General features: G+C 69.3%; 25 protein-coding genes, 1 tRNA gene and 1 pseudogene. 22 read left to right on the top strand and 5 right to left on the bottom strand.

The genetic code is table 11. The features are described from left to right. Positions 1-68 precede the first annotated feature (68 nt). Entirely contained in the window at positions 69-623 is a 555-nt protein-coding gene (locus tag ACTJIL_RS06240) for an NADPH-dependent FMN reductase (RefSeq protein ID WP_440754685.1), read from the top strand. 101 nt (positions 624-724) lie between these two features. On the opposite strand, the gene ACTJIL_RS06235 is transcribed toward ACTJIL_RS06240, so the two are convergent. The 5 genes from ACTJIL_RS06235 to ygfZ form a co-directional block, all read right to left on the bottom strand. Continuing rightward, entirely contained in the window at positions 725-964 is a 240-nt protein-coding gene (locus ACTJIL_RS06235; protein ID WP_440754684.1) for a hypothetical protein, read from the bottom strand. Further along, positions 948-3,302 carry an FdhF/YdeP family oxidoreductase gene (locus tag ACTJIL_RS06230; protein ID WP_440754683.1) on the bottom strand — a complete coding sequence of 785 codons (2,355 nt, stop codon included), beginning with the start codon at positions 3,300-3,302 and terminating at the stop codon, positions 948-950. The genes ACTJIL_RS06235 and ACTJIL_RS06230 overlap by 17 nt, the downstream gene beginning before the upstream one ends. Beyond that, complete coding sequence (gene fdhD, locus ACTJIL_RS06225) at positions 3,299-4,144, bottom strand: formate dehydrogenase accessory sulfurtransferase FdhD (protein WP_440754682.1); 846 nt, start codon at positions 4,142-4,144, stop codon at positions 3,299-3,301. Before fdhD ends, ACTJIL_RS06230 begins: the two co-directional genes overlap by 4 nt. Positions 4,145-4,310: 166 nt before the next feature. Further along, complete coding sequence (locus ACTJIL_RS06220) at positions 4,311-4,799, bottom strand: OmpA family protein (protein ID WP_440754681.1); 489 nt, start codon at positions 4,797-4,799, stop codon at positions 4,311-4,313. Positions 4,800-4,957: 158 nt separating this feature from the next. Next, positions 4,958-5,797: a CAF17-like 4Fe-4S cluster assembly/insertion protein YgfZ gene (gene ygfZ, locus ACTJIL_RS06215; protein WP_440754680.1), complete on the bottom strand. Its 840-nt coding sequence runs from the start codon at positions 5,795-5,797 to the stop codon at positions 4,958-4,960. Here ygfZ and ACTJIL_RS06210 point away from each other — a divergent pair. The 21 genes and pseudogenes from ACTJIL_RS06210 to ACTJIL_RS06110 all read left to right on the top strand — a co-directional run bounded on the left by ACTJIL_RS06210 (position 5,721) and on the right by ACTJIL_RS06110 (position 25,027). Further along, positions 5,721-6,047: a DUF1674 domain-containing protein gene (locus tag ACTJIL_RS06210; RefSeq protein WP_440754679.1), complete on the top strand. Its 327-nt coding sequence runs from the start codon at positions 5,721-5,723 to the stop codon at positions 6,045-6,047. The genes ygfZ and ACTJIL_RS06210 overlap by 77 nt on opposite strands. A 153-nt stretch (positions 6,048-6,200) precedes the next feature. After that, positions 6,201-6,590, top strand: coding sequence for a succinate dehydrogenase, cytochrome b556 subunit (gene sdhC / locus ACTJIL_RS06205; protein ID WP_440754678.1), 390 nt, complete (start codon positions 6,201-6,203; stop codon positions 6,588-6,590). Beyond that, positions 6,587-7,000, top strand: a complete 414-nt coding sequence (gene sdhD, locus ACTJIL_RS06200) for a succinate dehydrogenase, hydrophobic membrane anchor protein (RefSeq protein ID WP_440754677.1) — start codon at positions 6,587-6,589, stop codon at positions 6,998-7,000. The genes sdhC and sdhD overlap by 4 nt, the downstream gene beginning before the upstream one ends. A gap of 7 nt (positions 7,001-7,007) precedes the next feature. After that, the gene (gene sdhA, locus ACTJIL_RS06195) at positions 7,008-8,801 is read left to right on the top strand and encodes a succinate dehydrogenase flavoprotein subunit (protein ID WP_440754676.1); all 1,794 of its coding nucleotides are present in this window, start codon (positions 7,008-7,010) and stop codon (positions 8,799-8,801) included. Between the two features lie 107 nt (positions 8,802-8,908). Next, entirely contained in the window at positions 8,909-9,700 is a 792-nt protein-coding gene (locus tag ACTJIL_RS06190) for a succinate dehydrogenase iron-sulfur subunit (RefSeq protein ID WP_440754675.1), read from the top strand. Between the two features lie 235 nt (positions 9,701-9,935). Then, the gene (locus ACTJIL_RS06185) at positions 9,936-10,355 is read left to right on the top strand and encodes an MAPEG family protein (protein ID WP_440754674.1); all 420 of its coding nucleotides are present in this window, start codon (positions 9,936-9,938) and stop codon (positions 10,353-10,355) included. Between the two features lie 62 nt (positions 10,356-10,417). After that, the gene (locus ACTJIL_RS06180) at positions 10,418-10,615 is read left to right on the top strand and encodes a succinate dehydrogenase assembly factor 2 (protein WP_440755861.1); all 198 of its coding nucleotides are present in this window, start codon (positions 10,418-10,420) and stop codon (positions 10,613-10,615) included. Beyond that, positions 10,566-11,018 (top strand): hypothetical protein, encoded by a 453-nt coding sequence (locus ACTJIL_RS06175; RefSeq protein WP_440754673.1) that lies wholly within the window; start codon positions 10,566-10,568, stop codon positions 11,016-11,018. Before ACTJIL_RS06180 ends, ACTJIL_RS06175 begins: the two co-directional genes overlap by 50 nt. A gap of 24 nt (positions 11,019-11,042) precedes the next feature. After that, positions 11,043-12,284 carry a lipoprotein-releasing ABC transporter permease subunit gene (locus tag ACTJIL_RS06170; protein ID WP_440754672.1) on the top strand — a complete coding sequence of 414 codons (1,242 nt, stop codon included), beginning with the start codon at positions 11,043-11,045 and terminating at the stop codon, positions 12,282-12,284. A gap of 19 nt (positions 12,285-12,303) precedes the next feature. After that, positions 12,304-13,014 carry a lipoprotein-releasing ABC transporter ATP-binding protein LolD gene (lolD, locus tag ACTJIL_RS06165; protein ID WP_440754671.1) on the top strand — a complete coding sequence of 237 codons (711 nt, stop codon included), beginning with the start codon at positions 12,304-12,306 and terminating at the stop codon, positions 13,012-13,014. A gap of 40 nt (positions 13,015-13,054) precedes the next feature. Further along, positions 13,055-15,572 (top strand): annotated as a pseudogene (locus tag ACTJIL_RS06160) (DNA internalization-related competence protein ComEC/Rec2); the annotation flags it as partial. Further along, entirely contained in the window at positions 15,466-16,101 is a 636-nt protein-coding gene (locus ACTJIL_RS06155; protein WP_440754670.1) for a MotA/TolQ/ExbB proton channel family protein, read from the top strand. The pseudogene ACTJIL_RS06160 and the gene ACTJIL_RS06155, both read left to right, overlap by 107 nt. A gap of 6 nt (positions 16,102-16,107) precedes the next feature. Beyond that, on the top strand, positions 16,108-16,551 hold the full coding sequence (locus ACTJIL_RS06150) for an ExbD/TolR family protein (protein WP_440754669.1): 444 nt from the start codon (positions 16,108-16,110) through the stop codon (positions 16,549-16,551). After that, positions 16,548-18,308, top strand: coding sequence for a lipid A export permease/ATP-binding protein MsbA (msbA, locus tag ACTJIL_RS06145; RefSeq protein ID WP_440754668.1), 1,761 nt, complete (start codon positions 16,548-16,550; stop codon positions 18,306-18,308). The genes ACTJIL_RS06150 and msbA overlap by 4 nt, the downstream gene beginning before the upstream one ends. A gap of 21 nt (positions 18,309-18,329) precedes the next feature. Next, on the top strand, positions 18,330-19,331 hold the full coding sequence (gene lpxK, locus ACTJIL_RS06140) for a tetraacyldisaccharide 4'-kinase (protein ID WP_440754667.1): 1,002 nt from the start codon (positions 18,330-18,332) through the stop codon (positions 19,329-19,331). Between the two features lie 151 nt (positions 19,332-19,482). Continuing rightward, positions 19,483-20,259 carry a 3-deoxy-manno-octulosonate cytidylyltransferase gene (kdsB, locus tag ACTJIL_RS06135; protein WP_440754666.1) on the top strand — a complete coding sequence of 259 codons (777 nt, stop codon included), beginning with the start codon at positions 19,483-19,485 and terminating at the stop codon, positions 20,257-20,259. Next, complete coding sequence (locus tag ACTJIL_RS06130) at positions 20,259-20,723, top strand: low molecular weight protein-tyrosine-phosphatase (RefSeq protein ID WP_440755860.1); 465 nt, start codon at positions 20,259-20,261, stop codon at positions 20,721-20,723. The genes kdsB and ACTJIL_RS06130 overlap by 1 nt, the downstream gene beginning before the upstream one ends. A 42-nt stretch (positions 20,724-20,765) precedes the next feature. Beyond that, a complete protein-coding gene (locus tag ACTJIL_RS06125; protein ID WP_440754665.1) occupies positions 20,766-22,190 on the top strand; it encodes a thioredoxin-like domain-containing protein in 1,425 nt (474 codons plus the stop codon). Positions 22,191-22,441: 251 nt separating this feature from the next. Beyond that, complete coding sequence (gene uvrC, locus ACTJIL_RS06120) at positions 22,442-24,307, top strand: excinuclease ABC subunit UvrC (protein ID WP_440754664.1); 1,866 nt, start codon at positions 22,442-22,444, stop codon at positions 24,305-24,307. A 9-nt stretch (positions 24,308-24,316) separates the two neighbouring features. Then, positions 24,317-24,961, top strand: a complete 645-nt coding sequence (gene pgsA / locus ACTJIL_RS06115) for a CDP-diacylglycerol--glycerol-3-phosphate 3-phosphatidyltransferase (protein ID WP_440754663.1) — start codon at positions 24,317-24,319, stop codon at positions 24,959-24,961. Beyond that, a tRNA-Gly gene (locus tag ACTJIL_RS06110) sits at positions 24,952-25,027 on the top strand. Before pgsA ends, ACTJIL_RS06110 begins: the two co-directional genes overlap by 10 nt. The last annotated feature ends 100 nt before the right edge of the window (positions 25,028-25,127 follow it).

Below are 25,127 nucleotides of genomic sequence, written 5' to 3'. Positions count from 1 at the left end.
CCTTGACGCTTCGCTTACGGAGGCCAGTGGATAGTCTGGAGATCGTCTATCCAGATGGAGCAATCCGCATGAGCAAGACCAAGGTGGCCCTGTTCGTCGGCAGCCTGCGCAAGGACTCGTTCAACCGCAAGCTGGCCAAGGCGATCGAGAAGCTGGCACCGGCCGACTTCGAGTTCGCGCATGTCCGCATCGACAACCTGCCGCTGTACAACCAGGACTTCGATGCCGATTACCCGGCGGAAGCGACGCGGCTGAAGAAGGATGTCGAGTCGGCCGACGCCGTGTTGTTCGTCACCCCCGAGTACAACCGCGCGATCCCGGGCGTGCTCAAGAACGCGATCGACATCGCCTCGCGCCCCTGGGGCACCAACTCCTTCGCCGGCAAGCCGGCCGGCGTGCTCGGCATCTCGGTCGGCGCGATCGGCACCGCGCTGGCGCAGCAGCACCTGCGCAACGTGCTGGCCTACCTGGACGCGCCGACGCTGGGGCAGCCGGAAGTCTTCATGCAGATGAAGGACGGGCTGATCGACGACGACGGCAACATCGGCAACGACGACACCCGCAAGTTCCTGCAGGATTTCGTCGACCGCTATGTGGCCTGGGTGAAGAAGCACGCGGCCTGAAGCCGCGCTGTTGCGCTTCCTGTAGGAGCGGCTTCAGCCGCGAGCTTTTGATCTTCCGGTCTCGGGTCGCCGATCCGAAAAGCTCGCGGCTGAAGCCGCTCCTACAAAGGATCGCGGGATCGGGACCCTGCGATGAGCACCGCGACGTCACGTTCGCCGCGGCGCTCCACGCGCACCAGCCCCGCTCCCGGCGTGCCGCCGATCGAGTCCTCGCCCAGCCACGCCAGCTCGCGCATCAGCACGCTCATGCGCATGCCGAGTCGTTTGCACAGCCGCGGCAGCGAGATGCCGTCCGGTTCGCGCGCGAGTTCGGCCAGCAGGGCCTCAGTCGTGGACGGCAAGCGGGATGTCACGCGGCGTCTCGCCGGGTACGGAGGCGGCTTCGTCGTGCGCGGATACCAGCACCGGGATCGACTTCGACGTCGGCGTGCGCGCGTGGTCGGCGAAGCTCGACAGCGGCACCAGCCCGTTGGTCTCGGGGTAATACGCGGCCAGGCAGCCGCGCGGGATGTCGTATTCGACCAGCAGGAAGCGCCGTGCCCGGCGCTGCACGCCGTCGTCGCACAGGCTTTCCAGGTCGACCCGGTCGCCGGCGCGCAGGCCGAGGGCGGCGATGTCGCCCGCATTTGCGAACAGCACGCGGCGCTCGCCGAACACGCCGCGGTATCGGTCGTCGAGGCCGTAGATCGTGGTGTTGTACTGGTCGTGCGAGCGCACCGTGGTCAGGGTGAAGACCGGCTGCGCGTGCGCGGCGCGGGCGCGATGCACCGGCAAGTCGGTGGGGACGGCATGGGCGATGAAGGCCGCCTTGCCGCTGGCGGTGTTCCAGCGTCGTTCGCCGGCGGTGTTCGTGAGGCGGAAGCCGCCGGGTACGCGCACGCGGGTGTTGAAATCGTGGAAGTCGTCGAACACGTCGGCAATGCGGTCGCGGATGCGGTCGTAGTCGGTCACCAGCCAGCGCCACGGCACCTTGCTGCGATCGCCCAGCGTGGCCTGCGCCAGGCGCGCGACGATCGCGGGTTCCGACAGCAGGTCGTTCGATGCCGGCGCGTTGATGCCCGCCGACAGGTGCACCATGCTCATCGAGTCCTCGACTGACACCGATTGCGGCCCGGCTTCCTGGATATCGATCTCGGTGCGCCCGAGGCAAGGCAGGATCAGCGCCTCGCGCCCGTGCACGAGGTGGCTGCGGTTGAGCTTGGTGGCGACGTGCACGGTCAGGTCGCAGTTGCGCAGCGCGCGATGGGTGGCTTCGGTGTCCGGCGTGGCGGTGGCGAAGTTGCCGCCCATGGCGAAGAACACCTTGCCGCGGCCGTCGAGCATCGCCTCGATCGCGCCGACGGTGTCAAAGCCGTGTTCGCGCGGCGGTTCGAAGCCGAACACCTCCGCCAATCGATCCAGGAAGGCGGGCGCGGGCTTTTCGTAGATGCCCATCGTGCGGTCGCCCTGCACGTTGCTGTGGCCGCGCACCGGGCAGGCGCCCGCGCCGGGCCGGCCGAGGTTGCCGCGCAGCAGCAGCAGGTTGACGAGCATCTGGATCGTCGCCACCGAATGCTTGTGCTGGGTGATGCCCATGCCCCAGCAGCAGATCACGCTGCCGGCGGACAGGTAGATGTCGCCGGCGCGCCGCAGCTGTTCCTGTGTCAGACCCGACTCGGTTTCGATGGTGTCCCAGCTCTCGTCCGCCACGTCCGCGGCGAAGGCCGCGAAGCCGGTGGTGTGGCGGGTGATGAAGTCCACGTCCACCACGCGCGCGCCACCGTCGCGCCGCGCCTGCTCGTCGGCCTCCAGCACGTGCTTGGCGATGCCCTTGACCGCGGCCAGGTCGCCGCCGATGCGCAGCTGGAAATAATCCGACGAGATCCGGGTCGAACCACCGTGCAGCATCTCCAGCTTGTCCTGCGGATCGGCGAAGCGCTCCAACCCGCGTTCGCGCAGGGGATTGAACGACACGATCGCCGCGCCGCGTTTCGACGCCCGGCGCAGTTCGCCGAGCATGCGCGGATGGTTGGTGCCCGGGTTCTGGCCGAAGATGAAGATCGCGTCGGCCAGTTCGAAGTCGTGCAGCGTGACCGTGCCCTTGCCGACGCCGATCTGCGGCGTCATCCCGGTGCCGGACGGCTCATGGCACATGTTCGAGCAGTCGGGGAAGTTGTTGGTGCCGAACTCGCGCACGAACAGCTGGTACAGGAATGCGGCCTCGTTGCTGGTGCGCCCGGAGGTGTAGAAGATCGCCTGGTCGGGCGAGGGCAGGGCGTTGAGGTGGCCCGCGATCAACGTGAATGCTTCGTCCCAAGACACCGGCAGGTAATGATCGCTGGCGGCGTCATATCGCATCGGCTGGGTGAGCCTGCCCTGGTCCTCGAGCCAGTGGTCGCTGTAGCGCGCCAGCTCGGCGACGGAATGCTTCGCGAACAGTGCCGGCGTGGCGCGATGCTTCGTCGCTTCCGCGGCCACCGCCTTGGCGCCGTTCTCGCAGAACTCGAAGGTGGACGTGTGGTCGCGGTCGGGCCACGCGCAGCCGGGACAGTCGAAGCCGTCGGGCTGGTTGGCCGACAGCAGCGTCTTCGCGCCGTGCACCGGCACATCCTGTTCGATCAGGTGTTTGGCGACGTTGTGCAGCGCATCCCAGCCGCCGGCCGGGCCGTTGTAAGGGCGGATGGTCTTCTTCGTGCTCATGCCGCGGCTCCCGGGATCTTTTCGCGCAGCCGTCCGGCATGCGCATACACCACGTGCCCGTGCTCGCGGGCGAAACCGACCAGGGTCAGGCCGGCGGTTTCCGCCAGCGCGATCGCCAGCGCCGTCGGGGCGGAGATTGCGACCAGCATCGGGATTCCCGCCTGGGCGGCCTTCATCACCATCTCGAAACTGGCGCGGCTGGTGACCACCGCGAAGCCGGCCTGCGGGTCGACATCCGCACGCGCCATCGCGCCGATCAATTTGTCGAGCGCGTTGTGGCGGCCGACATCCTCGCGCACCAGCGCAACCCGGCCTTCGGCGTCCGCCCAGCCGGCAGCGTGGGTGGCGCCGGTCAGCGCATTGAGCGGCTGTTGTCCCTGCAGTTCGCGCAGGGCGCGGTCGAGCGCTTCGGCGGTGATGGGCTGGCCCACACCGACTGCGGGCGGCGGTCGCAGCACCGCCTCGATCTGGGCCGTGCCGCAGATGCCGCAACCGCTGCGTCCTTCGAGGCTGCGTTGACGCCCGGCGAGCGCGCTGGCGCGGGCGGGCGGGATGGACAGCACGATCGACACGCCTTCCAGCGAGGTTTCGATCGACTCGACAATGACCTCGCCCGCGTCCGCGACGATGCCTTCGCCGAGCGCGAAACCGAGTGCGAAATCGTCGAGGTCGCCGGGCGTGGCCATCATCACCGCGAACGGCGTGCCGTTGCAGGCGAAGGCGACCGGAACTTCGGCCGCGACCATGTCGCGGGCCTCGGCCAGGCGCCCGCGCTGGCGGCGCAGGACGCGTTTTTCGACTGCGCTGGGCAGGGTTTCGCGTTGGTGGTCCGGCTTCCTCATTGCGGAAGCGAGAGTACCGCGAACGCAGAGAGGATGCGCCGCCTTCGCGCTTGCGGGAGCGGCTTCAGCCGCAGGCTTTTCGTCTCTTCCCGCGAAAACAGAAGCTCGTGGCTGAAGCCGCTCCTGCAAGTCGGGAGCGGCTGGCTCCCGGCCGGCATCCCATGCCCTAGCGCGCAGGGACCACCCGCATTTCCACGCGCCGGTTCGGCGCCAGGCAGGCGATCAGCGCGTCCCGGTCCCGGTTCTCGCATTCGACCACCGGTTCCACGCTGCCGCGGCCGACCGCGGTGATGCGTTCCGCGGGAACGCCCTTCTGGACGAGATAGTCGCGCACGCTTTGCGCGCGGCGGTTCGACAGCTGGAGGTTTGCGCTGGCGTTGCCGATGCGGTCGCTGTGGCCGATGACGTGGACGATCTCGTAGGGCGCGCCGCCGAGCAGGCTCGCCGCGAAGGCGTCGAGCTGGGCGCGGCCCGCATCGCTGAGGTCGTCGAGACTGGACTTGCCGAAGGCGAACAGGCCGTCGGCGGACAGTTTCTGGCTCTGGGCAACCGGTGGCGGCGGCGCCGTCTCCGGCGCGGGCGCCTGGGTCTTGCATGCGGCCAGCAGCATGGCAGTGGCCAGCATCGCGGGCACTGCGAAGTCCTTCCTGTTCATCAGAATTTCCCCTTGGTCCTTGATTTCGATGGCTGCCCATCGCGTTGGCGCGCGGCGGTGGCTGCACGCCTTCCCGCAGCCGAGCATAGCAGCGCGCTGGGACGGGAATGCGACGCCGGTCGCGGCTTGCGCAGCCTGCCGGAGCAGGCTGTTTCCGGTCAGCGCGCGAGGCCGTCGAGCAGGGGTTTCGGACGCAGCGCCCGGCCGTCGACGGAAGCCGCGTTGGCCGCCGCGTCCAGCGGCAGGACGGCCAGGGCCAGGTGGCGTCCGTCGTCGCCTGCCGTGCTGGCAATCGTGCCGAGCACCCGGTCTGCCTCCACGACCTGCTGGCCGGCCTCGAGCGGCCCATCGCACTCGAACAGCACCAGCCCGCGCTTGGCCTGGCCGAGGAAGTGCGTGCGCGCCACGATTTCCTGACCGGGGTAGCAGCCCTTCTTCACGCTGTAGGCGCGCAGGCGTTCCAGCGAAAGCTGCTGCGGCGTCCATTGCCCGGTTTGCGACCCGGGCAGGCGCGGCAGTCCATGGGCGAGGTCGAATGCGGCCCAGCGGGCGCACGCGGCGGCATCATCGCTGGCGTCAAGGGTCGCGTCGACGAACAGCGTGCGCGGGCCGCCGTCCCCGCCGAAGTCGAGTGCGAATCCGTCATCGCCGGATCGCGATGCCTGCGCAGCGGTGGCGGCCGGATGGGTGTCGAACCTGCCGCCGACCTGCAGTCCCTCGCCGGACTCGATGACCAGCTTGCTGCGGAACACGAAGCGCTGCAGCTGTGCGGCGAACTCCGCGGGATCGGTGTCCTGCAGCACCAGCCGGACGGTTTCGCTGTCCGTCTTCAGCAATGCGAACAGTGCGATCACGCGCCCTTTCGGCGTCAGCCAGCCGCTCCACTGCCAGTGCCCGTCGTCGAGCGCGGCGACGTCGCTCATGAACTGTGCCTGCGCGAATGCCAGCGCATCGCGGCCGCGCAGGGTGACAACGTGGTGGTCGGGCAGGGCGAACATGGGCGATTCCAGGGGGTGGCCGGTGCGGCGCGCTCGCCGGGCAAACTTGTCCAAATGGGGTCCGGGACTTAGACTGGCCGGGTTGCGAGACCCCGGAATGATAGGCGAAACCACCCAGCCACCCGTTCCCGAACAGGCCGAACAGTCTGTCCCGGAATCGACTCCCGCCCCGGAATTCGGCGGCCGCGAAGGCCCCGATCCGACGCGCTATGGTGACTGGGAGAAAAACGGACGCTGCATCGATTTCTGAGGCCCTGCATTCGTAAGTCCGGGTCGAGCGCAGCGAAACCCGGGGCTTCTGCCACGACGTGTCGATTGCGTGCCCGGTTCCGGGCGACGTCAAACGCCGATGGCGGGGCGTCAGCCACGCGGCCACGGCCGCCCAGCGAGAGAACGAGGCACGATGGCCAATCGCGAACGCCCCCTGTCACCGCATCTGCAGGTCTATCGCTGGCAGATCACGATGACGATGTCGATCCTGCACCGCGCAACCGGCATTGCCTTGGTCGTCGGCGCCTTTGCGCTGGCCTGGTGGCTGCTCGCCGCGGCCGCTGGCGGCGACGTCTACGCCAACGCCGCGGCCTGCCTGGCCTCGCCGTTCGGGAAGTTCGTGCTGTTCGGCTTCTCGCTGTCGCTGGTCTACCACCTGCTCAACGGCATCCGCCACATGCTCTGGGACATCGGCTGGGGCTTCGAGCTCCCCGAGGTCTACCGTTCGGGCTACACGGTGTTCGGCCTGACGGTGGTGTTGACGGCGCTGATCTGGTTCTTCGCGCTGCGGGGTGGGGCATGAACGAGTCGCAGGCGGCGAAGTCCGCAAAGCCCGATTACCGCACGCCGATCGGCCGCGCCCGCGGCCTGGGTTCGGCCAAGTCCGGCACCGGGCATTTCTGGTGGCAGCGCGTCACCGCCATCGTGCTGGCATTGCTGGTGCCGTGGCTGGTGGGCACGCTGGTGTCGTTCGTCGGCGCCGACCTGGGCACCGTGCAGGCCACGCTGGCCGTGCCGCTCAACGCGATCCTGCTGGCGGCGTTCGTGCTGGCGTTGTTCTGGCACGCCAAGCTTGGCATGCAGGTGGTGATCGAGGACTACGTGCACGCCCGTGCGCTCGAAGTCACCTTGCAACTGGTGGTGACGTTCGCGTGCGTATTCGGCGCGCTGGCGTCGCTGTACGCGATCGCCCGCATCGCGCTGCTCGCCTGAGTCCCCCATGACGACTTCCGCATACAAGATCACCGAACACAAATACGACATGATCGTGGTCGGCGCCGGCGGCGCCGGCCTGCGTGCCACCTTCGGCCTCGCCCAGAAGGGCCTGCGCACCGCCTGCATCACCAAGGTGTTCCCGACCCGCTCGCACACCGTGGCGGCGCAGGGCGGGATCTCGGCCGCGCTGGGCAACATGGGCCCGGACGACTGGCGCTACCACTACTACGACACCATCAAGGGCTCGGACTGGCTGGGCGACCAGGACGCGATCGAGTACATGTGCCGCGAGGCGATCCCGGCGATCATCGAACTCGAGCACCAGGGCGTGCCGTTCTCGCGCACCGAGGAAGGCAAGATCTACCAGCGCCCGTTCGGCGGCATGACCACCGAGTACGGCAAGGGCACCGCGCAGCGCACCTGCGCCGCCGCCGACCGCACCGGCCACGCGATCCTGCACACGCTGTACCAGCAGTCGCTGGCGCACCATGCCGAGTTCTTCATCGAGTATTTCGCACTCGACCTGATCATGGACGCCGACGGCGTCTGCCGCGGCGTGCTGGCGCTGGACATGAGCGAAGGCACGCTGCACCTGTTCCGTGGTCATGGCACGGTGCTGGCCACCGGCGGCTATGGCCGCGCGTATTTTTCCGCGACCTCCGCGCACACCTGTACCGGCGACGGCGGCGGCATGGCGCTGCGCGCGGGCCTGGGCCTGCAGGACATGGAATTCGTGCAGTTCCACCCCACCGGCATCTATGGCGCCGGTTGCCTGATCACCGAGGGCGTGCGCGGCGAAGGCGGCATCCTGCGCAACAACAGTGGCGAGCGCTTCATGGAGCGCTACGCGCCCAACGCCAAGGACCTGGCCTCGCGCGACGTGGTCAGCCGCGCGATGACGCTTGAGATCCGCGAAGGCCGCGGCGTCGGCGAGCACAAGGACCACATCCACCTCGACCTGACCCACCTCAACCCGGCAGACATCCACGAGAAGCTACCCGGCATCGCCGAGAGCGCGCGGATCTTCGCCAACGTCGATGTCGAGAAGCAGCCGATCCCGGTGATCCCGACCGTGCACTACAACATGGGCGGCGTCCCGACCAATTACCATGGCGAAGTGGTGCAGCTGAAGGACGGCAACCCGGACCATGTCGTCCCGGGGCTGTACGCGATCGGCGAGGCCGCCTGCGTGTCGGTGCATGGCGCCAACCGCCTGGGTTCCAACTCGCTGCTCGACCTGGTCGTGTTCGGCCGCGCGGTGGCCAACCGCTGCGGCGAGACGATCAAGCCGGGCGCGGCGCACAAGCCGCTTGCGGGCGACGCCTGCGACCGCTCGCTGGCCAACCTCGACCGCCTGCGCCATGCCAACGGCAGCACGCCGACCGCGGTGATCCGCGACCGCATGCAGCGCACCATGCAGGCCGACGCGGCGGTGTTCCGCACCGGCGAAACGCTGGCCGAGGGCGTGGAGAAGATTCGCGAGATCCGCGCCTCGTTCGATGACGTGAAGGTCAGCGACCGCTCGCTGGTCTGGAACTCGGACCTGGTCGAAACCTTCGAGCTGCAGAACCTGCTCGGCCAGGCGCTGGCCACCATCGTCGCCGCCGAGAATCGCCAGGAATCGCGCGGCGCGCACGCACGCGAGGACTTCCCCGAGCGCGACGACGCGCAGTGGCAGAAGCACTCGCTGTGCTGGGTTGGAGACGCGGGCGAAACCCGGATCGACTACCGCCCGGTGCACATGTACACGCTCGACGACGAGGTCGAGGTCGTGCCGCCGCAGAAGCGGGTCTATTGATCTTGTAGGAGCGGCTTCAGCCGCGAGCGCTTTGCATCCGTCGATTCATTGTTGAAAGCTCGCGGCTGAAGCCGCTCCCACGAAACGAGCGTTGCAGGAATAGCGAAATGGCCGAATTCACCCTCCCCAGGAACTCGAAGATCCACAAGGGCAAGCGCTTCGCCGCACCCGCCGGCGCGACCCGCGTGCGCGAGTTCAAGGTCTATCGCTGGAGCCCGGACGACAACGAGAACCCGCGCACCGATACCTACGAGGTCGATCTCGACAAGTGCGGGCCGATGGTCCTGGACGCGCTGATCAAGATCAAAAACGAGATCGACCCGACGCTGACGTTCCGCCGTTCCTGCCGCGAGGGCATCTGCGGCTCGTGCGCGATGAACATCGACGGCACCAACACCCTGGCCTGCACCCGCGCGATCGAGGATTGCGGCAGCGGCAAGGGCGAGGTCCCGATCTATCCGCTGCCGCACATGGACGTGGTCAAGGACCTGGTCCCGGACCTGACCCATTTCTACGCCCAGTACGCGTCGATCCAGCCGTGGATCCGCACCCAGAGCTCCCCGCCGCCGGATCGCGAGCGGCTGCAGTCGAAGGAAGACCGCGCCAAGCTCGACGGCCTCTACGAATGCATCCTGTGCGCCTGCTGCAGCACCGCGTGCCCGAGCTACTGGTGGAACGGCGACCGCTACCTGGGACCGGCAATCCTGCTGCAGGCCTATCGCTGGATCATCGACAGCCGCGACGAGGACACCGGCGCGCGCCTGGACGACCTCGAAGACCCGTTCAAGCTGTACCGCTGCCACACGATCATGAACTGCACCCGGACCTGCCCGAAGGGCCTGAACCCGGCCAAGGCGATCGGCGAGATCAAGCAGTTGATGCTGGCGCGGCAGCAGTAGTCGCTGGGCCAGGTACGCCTGCACGCGCTCTGCGCTGGTCAGGACTTCCCAGGCATCCTCATGCACCGAGAGCCCTTCTCCCTTCGGGAGAAGGTGGCGCGTAGCGCCGGATGAGGGTACGGCGAAGCGTGGAGGCTTGAACCTTTGCGACTTCGCCGTACCCTCACCCCAACCCCTCTCCGAAAGAGAGGGACTCAACGCCGGGTCATCACGCTATCCATCGAAGGGGATTTCCATGCCGCGCGCCATCTTCCTTCCCGCCTTCGCGATGGTTGCCTTGACCCTCGTGGTCTGGCTGCGCATGTACACCGTGCGCATCGCGCAGATGAAGCGCGAACGGATCCACCCGCAGGCCGTCGCCACCTCCGCGCAGGCGGCCGCAAGGCTCACCGACAGCCGCGCGGCGGACAACTTCCGCAACCTGTTCGAGTTGCCGGTGCTGTTCTACCTGGCGCTGGTCGTGGCCGCGGTTTCCGGCCTTGCCACGGATGTGACGCTGGCGCTGGCCTGGTTGTTCGTGCTGCTGCGCGTGGTCCATAGCGCGATCCAGTGCAGCTACAACAAGGTCATGCACCGGTTCCAGGCCTATCTGGCCGGCAGCGTGGTGTTGTGGGTGCTGTGGGCGTGGCTGGCCTACCTGTTGTTCCTGCGGTGAGCGGTCTGTCCGCCGGCGACGAAGCGGAGCTGCGGCGCCTGCGCTGGCGCTGCCGGCGCGGGATGCGGGAGCTCGACCAACTCCTCAACCGCTGGCTCGACCAGCAATGGGCGGCATCTTCCGAAGCCGAGCGCGGGGTTTTCCTACAATTGCTGGCCTGCGAGGACGATAAGCTCTGGCGCTGGTTCCTTGGCCACGAGAACGCCCCCGATGCCGCACTCGATTCGCTCGTCCAGCGCATCCGCACCCTGCCGCCTTGAACGGCGTGCGTCGCCGTTGCTGATCGCCGCGCTGCTGGCGCTCGCCGTCGCCGCGGCTTTCGCAGTGCTGGTCTCGGAAATGCCCCGGGCTGCAGCGTGGGCACTGGCGCTGGCCGCGCTGGCGCATGGGGCATGGCTGGCCTGGCGCGAGGCCCGCATGGTGCCCGGCGAGTTCGTGGTCCCGCACGCGGACGCCCGGGCAACGGTTGATGGCAAGGTCGTCGATGATCTGGTGGTGCGCTGGCGCGGCCCGATCGCTTCCGTGCAATGGCGCGATGGCGATGGCCACCGGCGCCGGCACGTCTTCTTCCCCGATACGCTGCCGGCCGCGCGGCGCCGTGAACTGCGGCTGGCCGCGCCGGCGCCCGTGCCTGCGCGCCGGGCGGCATCGGTGGCACCATAGCGCCTGCTCCGTCGACCCGATCCCATGTTCAAACCCATTCCTGTCGCCATCGGCCTGCGCTACCTGCGGGCCAAGCGCCGCAACGGCTTCATCTCCTTCATCTCGCTGGCCTCGATCCTCGGCATCGCCATCGGCGTGGCTGCGCTGATCACCACGCTGGCGGTGATGAGCGGTTTCCAGCGCGAGATCCGCGACCGCATGCTGCAGATGGCCGCGCACGCCACCGTCACCGCCAGCGGCGATGCGATGGAGAACTGGCAGCAGGCCATCGCCGAGGCCCGCAGTGACCCGCGCGTGGCCGGTGCGGCGCCCTACATCGAAACCCAGGCGCTGTTGTCCGCTTCGAGGAAGCAGGGCGCGTTGATCCGCGGCGTCGACCCGATCGAGGAAGGCAAGGTGTCGGTGCTGGCCGAGAAGATGGTGCAGGGCAAGCTCGAGGACCTCACGCCCGGCAGTTTCAACATCGTGCTCGGGCGGGAGCTCGCGATGTGGATCGGGGCGGGCGTGGGCGACAAGGTCCTGGTGCTGACCGACGTGCGCGCCACGCCGATGGGCGCGGTCAAGCAGATGAAGCGGTTCACGGTGAGCGGCATCTTCGAGGCCGGCTACCAGGAATACGACAAGGGCCTGGCGGTGGTGAACCTGCGCGACGCGCAGCGGCTGATGCGCATGGGCGAGGGGGTCACCGGCGTGCGCCTGCGGATGCACGATATGGACCTGGCCTGGGAAGTGGCGCGCGACCTGGCACTGCGGCTCAAGGGGCCATACCTGGTCAGCGACTGGACCCGCGACAACGCCAACATGTTCCGGGCGCTGAAGCTGGAGAAGACGATGATGGCGATCCTGCTGTCGCTGATCATCGCCATGGGCGCGTTCAACCTGGTGTCATCGCAGGTGATGCTGGTGACCGACAAGCAGGCCGACATCGCGATCCTGCGCACGCTCGGGCTCACCCCGCGCGGGGTCATGCAGGTGTTCATGGTGCAGGGGTCGCTGATCGGGCTGATCGGCACCGTCTCGGGCGTAGTCGGCGGCATCCTGCTCACGCTCAACCTCGAACACATCCTGCGCGCGATCGAACGCGTGTTCGACGTGCAGTTGATGCCCGAGGACGTCTACTACATCACCGGCCTGCCGACGCAGCTGGAGGCGAGCGACATCACCATCATCGCGATCATCGCCCTGGTGATGGCCTTCCTGGCCACGCTGTATCCGGCGTGGCGCGCGGCGCGGACGGCGCCAGCGGAGGCGTTGCGCTATGAGTAGCCCGGGATCGGAAAAGCAGATGGAAGAGCGCATGCACGATGGCGAGGTGATCCGCGCCGAGGCGCTGGCCAAGACCTACGCCGAGGGCTCGCTGCGCACGCCGGTGTTCGACGGGCTCGACCTGGCCGTGCATGCCGGCGAGACCGTGGCCATCGTGGGCGCGTCCGGTGCCGGCAAGAGCACGCTGCTGCACCTGCTCGGTGGCCTCGATACGCCGACGGCGGGCGAGGTGTTCGTGGCCGGGCAGCAGATGAGCGCGCTGTCGGATGCCGAGCGCGGCCGCCTGCGCAACCATGCGCTGGGCTTCGTCTACCAGTTCCACCACCTGCTGCCGGAGTTCACCGCGCTGGAGAACGTGATGCTGCCGGTGCTGCTGGGTGGCACGGCGGTGGCCGATGCGGCGAAGACGGCGCGCGGGCTGCTGGAATCGGTCGGCCTCGGTCATCGCCTCGAGCACAAGCCGGGCGAACTGTCGGGCGGCGAACGCCAGCGTGCGGCCGTGGCGCGCGCGCTGGTCAACCGACCGGGTTGCGTGCTCGGCGACGAGCCCACCGGCAACCTCGACGAGAAGACCGCGGCGACCGTGTTCGACCTGATGCTCGAACTCAATCGCGCCCACCGCACCAGCCTGGTGTTGGTGACGCATGACCGCCGCCTGGCGCGCCGGCTCGACCGGGTGCTGGAGCTGTACGAGGGCAGGCTCAGGGAACTGCCCGCCAGCGAGGTGTAGTACCAACGAGGTGCAAGCCCACGAGGTGTAAGGAGACACCATGGACACGACGGCAAGGACGCCGCCATTCGGAATCGCCACCGCGGTGGCGCTGCTGCTCGGAATCACTGCCTGCCTGTGCCTGCCGGCGCTGCCGCCCTGGCCTGCGTTCGCGATGCCGCTGGCCGCGGGGGCGTGGCTGTGGTGGCGCCGGGGATGGAAACGCGTCGCTGGTGCCTGCCTGTTCGGTTTCGCGCTGTGCGGGCTGCATGTCGTCCACGCGCTGTCGCAGCAGCTGCCGTTGTCGCTGGAGCGGCAGGATGTCGTGGTCAGCGGGCGCGTGGTGGACCTGCCGGCCGACGAAGCAAGGCGCACGCGGTTCAAGCTGCGGGTGGACGACGACGCCACGGTGCCCGCGCCGTTGCGCGGCCAACTGCTGCAGCTGTCGTGGTACGACGGTTACAGGGACACCGCGCCGTCGCGACGCTTCGAACTCCGGCCCGGCAGCCGCTGGGCATTCGAGTTGCGCCTGCGTGCGCCGCGCGGCTTGCGCAATCCCGGCGTGTTCGACAGCGAGAAGTCCGCGCTGGCCAGACGCATCGCGGCGACCGGCTATGTGCGCCATCCGGACACCGCGCGGCAGCTCGCCCACGCGGCCGGCATCGACGCCTGGCGCGGGACGATGTCCGCGCGCATCGCGGCGGCGGTGCCGTCATCCTCGTCCCGCTACGTCCAGGCGCTGGCCCTGGGCGACACCCGCGGGCTGGATGACATCGACTGGGAAACCCTGCGCGCCACCGGGCTGACCCATCTGATCGCGATCTCCGGGTTCCACGTCGGCATGGTCGCGGCGCTGTTCGCGCTGCTGGCCTCGTGGCTGTGGCGCATGTTCCCGGCATTGGCCCGACGGCTGCCGCGCCCGCAGGCGGCGGCGCTCGCGGCCCTGGCCGGGGCCGCGGGTTACGCGGCCGTCGCGGGCTTCGCGCTGCCCACGGTGCGCACGGTGCTGATGATCGCGATGGTGGTCGCGGCGCGGGCGCTGCGCCGGCCGGTGCGGGTTGGTGATGCGCTGGCGATGGCGGCGCTGGCGATGCTGCTGTTCGACCCACTGGCGGCCCTGACGGCCGGTTTCTGGCTCAGCTTCGCCGGCGTCGCGTGGCTGGCGTGGTGCCTGCCCGAAGCGGGGCATCGCATCGTCGGCGACTTCCTGTCCGCGCAGGGCGTGGCCACACTCGGCCTGCTGCCGCTGACGGCGGTGCTGTTCGGGCAGGCGTCACTGGCCGGGCCGCTGGCCAACCTGATCGCCATTCCGTGGTGGAGCCTGGTGGTGGTGCCGCTGTCGCTGCTCGGCACCGCGCTGGAGGCCCTGCACTCGGGTGCCGGCCACTGGGCATGGCGCGCGGCGGCGCGGTGCTTCGACGTGGCCTGGCCATTGATGCAGTGGCTGGCCGGCAGCCGTTTCGCGCTGTGGTGGCTGCCGGAGGCGCGCTGGTTCGCGCTGCCGCTGGCCCTGCTCGGCGCATTCTGGTGCCTGCTGCCGCGCGGCGTGCCGGGCAGGGTGCTGGCGCTGGTGCTGTGGCTGCCGCTGCTGTGGCCGTCGCGCGGGCTGCCGCCGCCCGGTGAGGCGGAACTGGTGGTGCTGGACGTCGGCCAGGGCCTGTCGGTGCTGGTGCGCACGGCGCGACACAGCCTGCTGTATGACATGGGCCCCGCGCAGCCGGAAGGTTTCGATGCCGGTGAACGCATCGGCGTGCCGTCGCTGCGCGCGCTGGGCGTGCGGCGGCTGGATGCGGCCGTCGTCAGCCACGGCGACAACGACCACGCCGGCGGGTTTGCCGCGGTGCGACGCGCCTACCCGATGCCGGTGGCGTGGTCGTCGGAGGGTTCCGGCGTTGAACACACGCGCGCCTGCCGTGCCGGCACGCAGTGGCAGTGGGACGGCGTGCGCTTCCGCTTCCTGCATCCGCCCGAGTATTTCCCCTACCTGGCCAACGAATCGAGCTGCGTGCTGCGGATCGAGACCGCGCATGGCGCGGCGCTGCTGACCGGCGACATCGGTGAAGTGGTCGAACGCGACCTGCTGCGCCGCGACGCGGCCGCGCTGCGCGCCGAGGTCGTGCTGGTGGCGCACCACGGCAGCGGCGAGTCTTCCGACCCGGGCTTCGTCGCCGCCACCGGAGCTCGCCATGCGTTGATCTCGGCCGGCTACGGCAACCGGTTCCACCATCCGCGGCCGGAAGTGGTGGAACGCTGGCAGCAGGCCGGCGCGCAGGTCCAGGACACCCAGGAAGGCGGCGCGCTGCGCGTGCGCCTGCAGGCCGGCGGAGTCACGGTCGAACCGCGACGGCAGTCGCATCCGCGTCCGTGGGATGCGGTGCGGCGGCAGCGCCGGCTGGCGGGCGAAGGCACGGGGCAGGCGGCCCTTGTATCCTATCGGCCGGATTGAAACGGCCGTTGGCCGGGGGACTGCGCGTGCTGGAACTGGTGAAGGCGGGTGGCTGGCCGATGCTGCCATTGCTGTTGTTGTCGGCGATCGCGCTGGCGATCATCGTCGAGCGATTCTGGGCGCTGCGGCGCAAGACCGTGCTGCCGCCGGGCCTGGGCGGCGAAGTCCGCGCCTGGGCCGCGCGCGGCAGCCTCGACCCGACGCACATCGACTCGCTGCGCGGCAATTCGCCGCTGGGCGCGCTGCTGGCCGCGGCGCTGGACGTGCGCAGCCGCCCGCGCGAGGAGATCCGCGAGCGCGTGGAAGACGTCGGCCGCCACCTCGCGCACCGCATGGAGCGCTACCTCAACGCGCTGGGCACGATCGCCGCGGCCGGCCCGCTGCTGGGCCTGTTCGGCACCGTGGTCGGCATGATCCAGATGTTCCTCGGGATCATGGATTACGGCGTGGGCGACGTGAACCAGCTCGCCGGCGGCATCGGCAAGGCGCTGGTGTGCACCGCCGCGGGCATGATCGTCGCGGTGCCGGCGCTGATGTTCCACCGTTATTTCCGCGCCCGGGTCGACAGCTACCTGGTCGACATGGAGCACGAGGCGATCCAGCTGATGGACGCCATCGATCCCCGTGCGAAGCGCGTGGCTGCCACGGCGCCGCAGGGCTGACCTTCCATGCGCATCCGCGACCGCCGCGCCGAGGACAACCCGGACATCAACCTCGTGCCGATGATCGACGTGATCCTGTGCCTGATCATCTTCTTCGTGATCACCACCACGTTCGACGCGCGCTCGGTGCTCAAGCTCGAACTGCCGCGCGCCGACGGCGAGCGCAGCGAGGCCAAGACCAGGCAGCTGAGCCTGCTGATCAATGCCGAGGGCCGCTACTTTGTCGATGACCGCGAGGCACTGCGCACCGACGTCGAATCGCTCAAGCGCACGATCGTGGAAGTGGCCGGCGACGACCGCGAACGCACCGTATTGATCCGCGCCGACGCGCGCACGCCGTGGCAGGCGGTGATCACCGCCTACGACGCGCTGGGCCAGCTGGGCTTCCGCCGCATCGCCAACGCCACCGCGCCCGAACAGCGGCCCGCCGCCGCGGAGCCGGCCAGGTGAACCGGCCCAAGCCCGCCGCGGCGTGGCCGATCTACCGCCGGCTGACCGCATTCGCGAGGAAGTACCGCGGACTGCTGTTGCTGGCGCTGGTGGGCATGGTGATCGAGGCCGCGGCGGGCGGCGCGTTCACCAAGCTGATGGAGCCGATCGTCAACGAGACGTTCGTGGTCAAGGACGCGAAGAACAGCGCGTGGTTGCCGCTGGCGATCGTCGGCCTGTTCGTGCTGCGCGGCATCGCCGGCTACCTCACCGACTACAACATGGCGCGTTCGGGCCGGGGCATCGCCCGCGACATGCGGGTGCAGGTGCTGGGCAAGTACCTGCGCCTGCCCGGGCTGCGCTTCGACACCGAACCGGTGCCGTCGATGCTGGTACGGCTGGGCTCGGACAGCGACCAGGTCGCGCAGGCCACCATCGACGCGGCCAAGGTGATGCTGCAGCAGTCGTTCCAGATCATCGCCGCGCTGGTGGTGATGTTCTGGACCAGCTGGCAGGTGACGCTGGCGGTGCTGGTGCTGGCGCCACCGCTGGCCTGGGTGATGGACAAGGTCGGCAAGCGCTACCGCCGGGTCAGTCACCGCATCCAGGAGAGTTCCGCGCACCTGATGCAGTCGGCCGACCAGTCGCTGAGCAACCACCAGGAAGTGAAGATCTACGGCGCGCGGCAGGCCGAGTTCGACCGCTATTCGGCGCTCGCCGACAAGCACATGAAACTGTCGCTGAAGGTCGAGGCCACGCGCAGCATCTCCTCGGCGATGGTGCAGCTGATGGGCTCGGTGGGGCTGGCGCTGCTGTTGTTCGTGGCCGGCCGCGAGGCGATGGCCGGGCGCCTGAGCGCCGGTGGCTTCGTCGCGCTGATGCTGGCGATGATGGCGATCATCCCCTCGCTCAAGCAGCTGACCAACGTGCAGAACATGCTGCAGCGGGGCGTGGCGTCGGCCGAGCGCCTGTTCGGCGTGCTCGATGCGCCGGACGAGGTCGATACCGGCACCTTGCCGCTGCAGCGCGCGAAGGGATTGATCGAGTTCCGCGACGTCGGCGCCCGCTATGTCGGGCAGGCGGAGCCGGCGTTGCAGGGCATCAGCTTCGATGCGCGCCCGGGCACGGTCACCGCCATCGTCGGCCGCTCCGGCAGCGGCAAATCGACGCTGGTGAAGCTGATCCCGCGCTTCTATGACATCGAATCGGGACAGATCCTGCTCGACGGGCACCCGCTCGAGGAATACCGGCTGGCCGACCTGCGCCGCCAGATCGCGCTGGTCGGGCAGCAGGTGATGCTGTTCGATGGCAGCGTCGCGGACAACGTCGCCTATGGCGAGATGGCCGACGCCGACCCGGCATCGCTGGAGCGGGCGGTGCGCGGCGCCAACGCGATGGAGTTCGTCGAGCGCCTGCCCGAAGGGCTGCACAGCGGGATCGGCACCAACGGCGGCCGGCTGTCCGGTGGCCAGCGCCAGCGCGTCGCGATCGCGCGGGCGATGCTCAAGGACGCGCCGATCCTGATCCTCGACGAGGCCACCGCCGCGCTCGATACCGAGTCCGAGCGCCTGGTGCAGGACGCGCTCGAGAAACTCATGCCCGACCGCACCACGCTGGTCATCGCCCACCGGCTGTCGACCATCGAGCACGCGGACCAGGTGCTGGTCCTCGACCACGGCCGGCTGGTGGAGCAGGGCACCCATACGGAACTGCTCGCGCGCGGCGGGCTGTACGCGCACCTGCACCAGATGCAGTTCCGCGAGCCGGCGAGCGCATGACATGCCAATGAGTGCACGCCGATGAGTGCGCGCGCCAAGACCCCGCGGTACTGGTTCGAGGGCCCGGTGCCCTGGCATGCGCGGCTGCTGTCGAAGATCTACGGCGGCGCGATCGCGCTGCGGATGCGGCTGTTCCGACTGCACCTGCTGCGGCGGGTCCGCATCGCCCGGCCGGTCGTCGTGGTCGGAAACCTGATTGCCGGCGGCAGCGGCAAGACGCCGCTGGCGATCGTGCTGGTCGAGCGCCTGCGCGCCGCCGGCTGGAATCCCGGCGTGGCCACGCGCGGCTATGGCCGCGACGACGCCGGGACGCCGCGCTGGGTCGACGAAGAGACCGACCCGGTGCTCGGCGGCGACGAGCCGGTACTGATCGCGCGTCGCACCGGCGTGCGCGTGCGCGCCGATGCCGACCGCGCCGCCGCCGCGCGCGCGCTGGTCGAAGCAGGCTGCGACATCGTCGTCTGCGACGACGGCCTGCAGCACTACCGGCTGCGGCGCGACATCGAGATCGAAGTGATCGACGGCCACCGGCGCTACGGCAACGGCCAGCTGCTGCCCGCCGGCCCCTTGCGCGAGCCGGCCGAACGCGGCGATTCCTGCGACTTCCGCGTGCTCAACGTCGGCGGCGACGCGATCGAGGCCGGCTTCGGAGAATGGCCGATGCGGCTGGTTGCCGACCACGCGCAGCCGTTGGTGGGCGTCCGCCCGATGCCGCTGTCGGCGTTCGCCGGCAAGCGCGTGCACGCGGTCGCCGGCATCGGCAACCCGGAGCGGTTCTTCGACACCCTGCGCAGCCACGACATCGCCGTGGTGCCGCACGCCTTCGCCGATCATCACCGCTATGTCGCCGAAGACCTGAGTTTCGGCAGCGACCTGCCGGTGCTGATGACCGAGAAGGACGCGGTGAAGTGCCAGCCGTTCGCGACCGGCCGCCATTTCAGCGTCCCGGTGCGCGCGGAGTTGCCGGAGGCGTTCTGGGTGGCGCTGCTGGATCGGCTTGCGGCTCTCAGGCAGAAGTCCTGACCTGCCTTTTACGGATACAGGGGGCCCGTAGGAGCGGCGGAAGCCGCGAGCCTTTCGAGCCGCGAGGTTCCGCAGGAAGAAGCTCGCGGCTTCCGCCGCTCCTACAAGCGCCGGTCGCTCTTCGGAGGGTACCGGCGGCTAGAATCGGGGCATGACCGCTCCCGCTGACTTCGTTGTTGCCATTCCCGCCCGCTTCGACGCCTCGCGTTTGCCGGGCAAGCCGCTGCGCCTGCTGGCCGGTGAACCGCTGGTGCTGCACGTCGCGCGGCGTGCGCTGGCCGCGGGCGCGCGCGAGGTGTGGGTCGCGGCCGACGACGAACGCATCGTGCAGGCGCTGGCCGGCAGCGGCGTGCGGGTGGCATTGACGGCCAAGCGCCACGCGTCCGGCACAGACCGCCTCGCCGAATGCGCCGACATCGCAGGCTGGGACGACGACCAGATCGTGGTCAACCTGCAGGGCGACGAGCCGTTCGCGCCGGCTGCGGGCATCGACGCGGTTGCGGCGACGCTGGCGGAGTCGGACGCACCGATGAGCACGCTGGCCGCGGTTGTCACCGATGTCGACGAACTGCTGGACCCCAACGTCGTGAAACTGGTGCGCGGCGACGACGGTTGCGCGCTGTACTTCTCGCGTGCGCCGATCCCGTGGCCGCGCGATGCGTTCTCGCACGATCGCAGCCGCATGCCGGATAGCAGGCAATGGCTGCGCCACATCGGCATCTACGGCTACCGCGCCGGTTTCCTGCGCCGTTTCGCCGCGATGCCGCCCGGCCGGCTGGAACAGGTGGAATCGCTGGAACAGCTGCGCGCACTCGAGGCTGGCCATCGCATCGCGGTGGCGCTGACGCCGGAGCCGTTCCCGCCCGGCGTCGACACCCCGGATGACCTGGCGCGTGCGGAGCGCCACTTCAAGGAGACGTCACCGTGATCGAGCCGCAGCGATTGCTGGTGGTATGCCTCGGCAACATCTGCCGCTCGCCGATGGCCGAGGGCGCGCTGCGCGCGCGCCTGCAGGAGGCCGGGCTGCAGCAGGTGGAGGTCGATTCGGCCGGCACCGGCGATTGGCACGTCGGCCTGCCGCCGGACAGCCGCGCGATCGCCACTGCGCGCCGCCACGGCGTCGACATTGGCGGACTGCGTGCGCGCCAGCTCTCGGCGCGCGACTTCGACGACTTCGACTGGCTGCTGTGCGCCGACCACGCCAACCTGCGCGACGTGCAGGCGCTGGCGCCGGGCACCGGCCGCGGGCGCAGCGTGTTGTTCATGGAATGGGCGGGGCTGGCGGGGCCGATTCCCGACCCCTATACCGGCGACGAATCACACTTCGAACAGGTCTGGACGCAGGTGGACGAGGCGGCGCGGGCGGTGGTGGCGCGACTGCGAGCCGATTGACGCATAATCCGGGTCCGGCAACAGGGGACCCGTGATTTGCCCATGGACGTCAGCATCGCTCCCGAATTTCCGCAAACCCTGGAATGGCTGAACCTGTCCGAGCCGCTGCGCATGGCGCAGCTGCGCGGCAAGGTCTGCGCGGTGGCGTTCATCAATGCCGGCTCGGCATGGTCGCAGCAGCGCCTCAACGACCTGGCCCACCTGCGTGCCCGCCACGGCGGGCGGCTGAACGTGGTGGCGGTGCACGTGCCGCGCTTCGAACACGAGCGTGACGCGCGGCGCGTGGCCAAGCGGCTGTCGCGGCAGAAGCTCGACTTCCCGATCGCGCACGATCCCGACTGGACGCTGTGGCAGCAGTACGGCATCGAAGCCTGGCCGACGGTGGTGCTGCTCGATGGCGAGGGACGGATCCGCGAGCGCTGGGTCGGCGACGGCCAGGTACGCGAGCTCGACTCGGCGGTCACCTCGCTCAACGACGCGATCGTGCCGCGTTCGCGCAACGACGCGCCGATCGAACTGCGCGCGCTGCGCGAGCCGATGCTGCCGCTGCGGTTCCCGGTCGGCATCGCGGTCAATGCCAACTACCTGTACCTGGCCGACAGCGGCCACCACCGGGTGCTCGAATGCGACCACGGCGGCCGCGTGCTGCGCCAGTTCGGCAGCGGTGGCCCGGGCTTCATCGACGGGCCGATGGAACTCTCGGCATTCAACCGCCCGCAGGGCATCTGCCTGCAGCGTGACATGCTGTATGTCGCTGACAGCGGCAACCACGCCGTGCGGCGGATTCAGCTGCGCACCGGCGACATCGACACGATCTGCGGCGCCGGCCGCCCCGGCGAACCGGTCGAAGGGGTGGTCACCGACCCGCGCGCCGTCGCGCTGGATCAGCCGCGCGCGCTGGCGCTCAGCGCCGAGGCGATGCACATCGCCACCGCCGGCGACAACCGGGTCTGGACCTACGACCTGGGCAAGCGGGAGCTGCGCCTGCTGGCCGGTTCCGGCGCACTGGGCGTCGCCGACGGCAACGGCAAGCGCGCCAACTTCGCCGAACCGGTCGGGCTGGCGACGGTGCAGCAGATGCTGTACGTCTGCGATGCCGCGGGTTCGGCGATCCGCAGCGTCAATGCGCGCAGCGGCCAGGTCACCACGCTGCTCGGCGAGGACGCCTGGAACTTCGGCGAGGCCGACGGCGCACGCGTGGAAGCGCGCCTGCAGCAGCCGCAGGCGATCGCGCTGGACCCGGACGCGCCGGTGCTGTGGATCGCCGACAGCGGCAACGACGCGCTGCGCATGCTGCGCCTGGGCGGCGGCGAACTGGCCACGTTCCAGCTGCCGCAGCGGCTGCACGCGCCGTCGGGCCTGGCGATCGCCGACCGCGTGGTCTGGATCGCCGACACCGATGCCCACGCGGTGCTGCGCCTGGATATCCAGACCGGGGCCCTGCGCCACGTTCCCATCGGCGAATGACCGGGGTCTCTCCTGTCGTCCCGAGCGTAGCGAGGGATCTGTCATCCATTCACGGCACGGGAGCAGGAAGCAGATCCCTCGCTGCGCTCGGGATGACAAGCAATCCGCTTGGGATGACAAGCCCCGTGGTGTGACGAAGGCCTTGGCGTGACGAAGGACGACATCGGGCAGGCGGGCCCCTGCGTCGGCATCTCGTGGCCGCTGCCGCGGGCCTTGCACATGCACGCGATAGCCCTCAGCTTCTGTCCTTCATGACCGACCCGCTTCCCCCATTCGACGGCAAGGCCTTCGTGCGCGGCCTGAGCACCGCGCCCGGCGTGTACCGCATGTTCGCCACCGACGACAGCGTGCTGTACGTGGGCAAGGCCGGTGCGCTGAAGAAGCGCGTGGCCAGCTACTTCAGCAATACGCCCAAGCCGCCGCGGACGATGGCCATGCTGGCGCAGGTCGCGCGGATGGACGTCACCGTCACCCGCAGCGAGGCCGAGGCGCTGCTGCTGGAAAACCAGCTGATCAAGTCGCTCAAGCCGCGCTACAACGTGCTGCTGCGCGACGACAAGAGCTACCCCTACGTGCTGCTGACCCAGGAGCCCTGGCCGCGCATCAGCCTGCACCGCGGGCCCCGCAACGTGCCGGGCCGCTACTTCGGCCCGTACCCGAGCGTGGTGGCGGTGCGCGAGACGCTCAACCTCATGCACAAGCTGTTCAAGCTGCGCAGCTGCGAGGACAGCGTATTCCGCAACCGCTCGCGGCCGTGCCTGCAGTACCAGATCGGTCGCTGCACGGCGCCATGCGTGGGCCTTGTGCAGGCGCGCGACTATGCGCAGGACGTGCGCCGGGCGACGCTGTTCCTCGACGGCCGCAGCGACGAGCTCAGCGACGAGTTGAACAAGGCGATGGAAGCCGCCAGCGAACGCCTGGATTTCGAGGAGGCCGCGCGCCTGCGCGACCAGATCTCGATGATCCGCAAGCTGCAGGCGCGGCAGTACGTCGACGGCACGGTTGCCGACCTCGACGTCCTGGCCTGCGCGATGCAGGGCAGCCACGCCTGCGTGCTGCTGCTGGCCTTCCGCGACGGTCGCAACCTCGGCACCCGCAGCTTCTTCCCGAAGACCAACGGCAGCGACAACCCGGCCGAAGTGCTCGCGGCGTTCGTCTCGCAGTACTACGCCGAGCAGCCACCGCCGCGCGAAATCGTCCTCGACCGCGAGATCGATGACGTCGAACTGCTGCAGGAGGCCTTCAGCACCGCTGCCGGCCGCCGCGTGCAGGTCAAGACCAGCGTGCGCGGCGACCGTGCCGGTTACCTCGACTTGGCGCGGCGCAACGCGCAGATGACCCTGGTCACCGAACTAGGCAGCCAGGCCGCGCAGCGCGCGCGCGTGGAATCGCTGCGCGAGATGCTCGGACTGGCCGACCTGCCGCAGCGGATCGAATGCTTCGACATCAGCCACACCATGGGCGAGGCGACGGTGGCTTCGTGCGTGGTGTTCGATGCCGAAGGCCCGGTGCGCAGCCAGTACCGGCGCTACAACATCGCCGGGATCGAGCCGGGCGACGATTACGCGGCCATGCACCAGGCGCTCGAGCGCCGCTTTCGTCGCGCCGTCGAGGAAGACGGCGTGCTGCCCGACGTGCTGCTGATCGACGGCGGGGCAGGGCAGGTGGCGCAGGCCAGGGCCGTGCTGGCCGACCTGGGCATCGACGGCCCGGTGCTGGTGGGCGTGGCCAAGGGCGAGGCGCGCCGGCCCGGCGACGAAACCCTGCTGCTGCCGGGTGTCGATGGCCGGCCGGACCGCGAACTGCATCCGGGCGGCGCATCGCCGGGGCTGCAACTGGTGCAACAGGTCCGCGACGAGGCGCACCGCTTCGCCATCACCGGCCATCGCGGCCGCCGGCAGAAGGCGCGCAACAGCAGCCGGCTCGAGGACATCGCCGGCATCGGGCCGCGCCGGCGGGCAAGCCTGCTCAAGCATTTCGGCGGACTGGGCGGGCTGAAGAACGCAAGTGCGGACGAGATCGCGCACGTGGAGGGCATCAGTTCCGCGCTTGCCGAGCGGATTTACGCCACACTGCACGGGTTGCAAGGGCCGGGCGCCGAGCGCCAGCCGGACTGAAGGCGAGGAATGAAGCTGACCATCCCGACATGGCTGACCCTGCTGCGGATCCTGATGATCCCGGTGCTGGTGCTGGTGTTCTACCTGCCCTACAAGTGGACCAATTTCGCCGCCACGGCGGTGTTCGCGCTGGCCGCGATCACCGACTGGCTCGACGGCTGGATCGCCCGCCGCTACCACCAGTACTCGGCATTCGGCGCCTTCCTCGACCCGGTCGCGGACAAGCTCATGGTCGCCGTGGCGCTGTTCCTGATCGTGCAGGGCCACCCCACGGCGTGGATGGCGCTGTGGGCGGCTGTGATCGTGGGCCGCGAGATCGCGGTGTCGGCACTGCGCGAATGGATGGCCGAACTGGGCCAGCGCGCGCGGGTCAAGGTCGCGGCGATCGGCAAGATCAAGACCGTGGCGCAGATGCTGGCATTGCTGTGCCTGCTGTACTCGGTCTCGCCGGACCGGGTGCAGCGCTACGACCTGTTCATGCGCGACCTGGTTTTCCACGTCGGCGACTGGTTGCTGGCGGTCGCCGCGCTGCTCACGCTGTGGTCAGGTCTGGCCTATTTGCGCGCGGCCTGGCCGGTTTTGCGTGCGGGAGAAGGAATTCCAGTTGACAGTTCCGGGCGTGACGGTAAAATTCCGGCTCCTCCGCGGGAATAGCTCAGTTGGTAGAGCGCAACCTTGCCAAGGTTGAGGTCGCGAGTTCGAGTCTCGTTTCCCGCTCCAGATCCAGCGGAACCCCGGCACTGCCGGGGTTTCGTTTTTTTCCGGACGGAGGTTGCGGCAACGCAATCCGTCCCTGATCCGGGTATCGTCATCCCGGACA

Origin of the sequence: Luteimonas sp. 22616 (assembly GCF_052044325.1) — a bacterium.
Classification (GTDB): Bacteria; Pseudomonadota; Gammaproteobacteria; order Xanthomonadales; family Xanthomonadaceae; genus Luteimonas.
The sequence above is the reverse complement of the archived record's forward strand: the minus strand, read 5'-3'. Positions and strand labels throughout refer to the sequence as shown.

Excerpts from the sequence above, each read along its gene's own strand:
- lolD (WP_440754671.1), top strand. The coding sequence starts at position 12,304 with ATGGAAGAGCGCATGCACGATGGCGAGGTGATCCGCGCCGAGGCGCTG.
- ACTJIL_RS06230 (WP_440754683.1), bottom strand. The coding sequence starts at position 3,302 with ATGAGCACGAAGAAGACCATCCGCCCTTACAACGGCCCGGCCGGCGGC.
- ACTJIL_RS06175 (WP_440754673.1), top strand. The coding sequence starts at position 10,566 with ATGCCGCACTCGATTCGCTCGTCCAGCGCATCCGCACCCTGCCGCCTT.
- ACTJIL_RS06220 (WP_440754681.1), bottom strand. The coding sequence starts at position 4,799 with ATGAACAGGAAGGACTTCGCAGTGCCCGCGATGCTGGCCACTGCCATG.
- sdhA (WP_440754676.1), top strand. The coding sequence starts at position 7,008 with ATGACGACTTCCGCATACAAGATCACCGAACACAAATACGACATGATC.
- fdhD (WP_440754682.1), bottom strand. The coding sequence starts at position 4,144 with ATGAGGAAGCCGGACCACCAACGCGAAACCCTGCCCAGCGCAGTCGAA.
- ACTJIL_RS06150 (WP_440754669.1), top strand. The coding sequence starts at position 16,108 with ATGCGCATCCGCGACCGCCGCGCCGAGGACAACCCGGACATCAACCTC.
- lpxK (WP_440754667.1), top strand. The coding sequence starts at position 18,330 with ATGAGTGCGCGCGCCAAGACCCCGCGGTACTGGTTCGAGGGCCCGGTG.
- pgsA (WP_440754663.1), top strand. The coding sequence starts at position 24,317 with ATGAAGCTGACCATCCCGACATGGCTGACCCTGCTGCGGATCCTGATG.
- ACTJIL_RS06240 (WP_440754685.1), top strand. The coding sequence starts at position 69 with ATGAGCAAGACCAAGGTGGCCCTGTTCGTCGGCAGCCTGCGCAAGGAC.
- ACTJIL_RS06185 (WP_440754674.1), top strand. The coding sequence starts at position 9,936 with ATGCCGCGCGCCATCTTCCTTCCCGCCTTCGCGATGGTTGCCTTGACC.
- kdsB (WP_440754666.1), top strand. The coding sequence starts at position 19,483 with ATGACCGCTCCCGCTGACTTCGTTGTTGCCATTCCCGCCCGCTTCGAC.
- ACTJIL_RS06190 (WP_440754675.1), top strand. The coding sequence starts at position 8,909 with ATGGCCGAATTCACCCTCCCCAGGAACTCGAAGATCCACAAGGGCAAG.
- sdhC (WP_440754678.1), top strand. The coding sequence starts at position 6,201 with ATGGCCAATCGCGAACGCCCCCTGTCACCGCATCTGCAGGTCTATCGC.
- ACTJIL_RS06210 (WP_440754679.1), top strand. The coding sequence starts at position 5,721 with ATGAACTGTGCCTGCGCGAATGCCAGCGCATCGCGGCCGCGCAGGGTG.
- sdhD (WP_440754677.1), top strand. The coding sequence starts at position 6,587 with ATGAACGAGTCGCAGGCGGCGAAGTCCGCAAAGCCCGATTACCGCACG.
- uvrC (WP_440754664.1), top strand. The coding sequence starts at position 22,442 with ATGACCGACCCGCTTCCCCCATTCGACGGCAAGGCCTTCGTGCGCGGC.
- ACTJIL_RS06125 (WP_440754665.1), top strand. The coding sequence starts at position 20,766 with ATGGACGTCAGCATCGCTCCCGAATTTCCGCAAACCCTGGAATGGCTG.
- ygfZ (WP_440754680.1), bottom strand. The coding sequence starts at position 5,797 with ATGTTCGCCCTGCCCGACCACCACGTTGTCACCCTGCGCGGCCGCGAT.
- ACTJIL_RS06180 (WP_440755861.1), top strand. The coding sequence starts at position 10,418 with ATGCGGGAGCTCGACCAACTCCTCAACCGCTGGCTCGACCAGCAATGG.
- ACTJIL_RS06170 (WP_440754672.1), top strand. The coding sequence starts at position 11,043 with ATGTTCAAACCCATTCCTGTCGCCATCGGCCTGCGCTACCTGCGGGCC.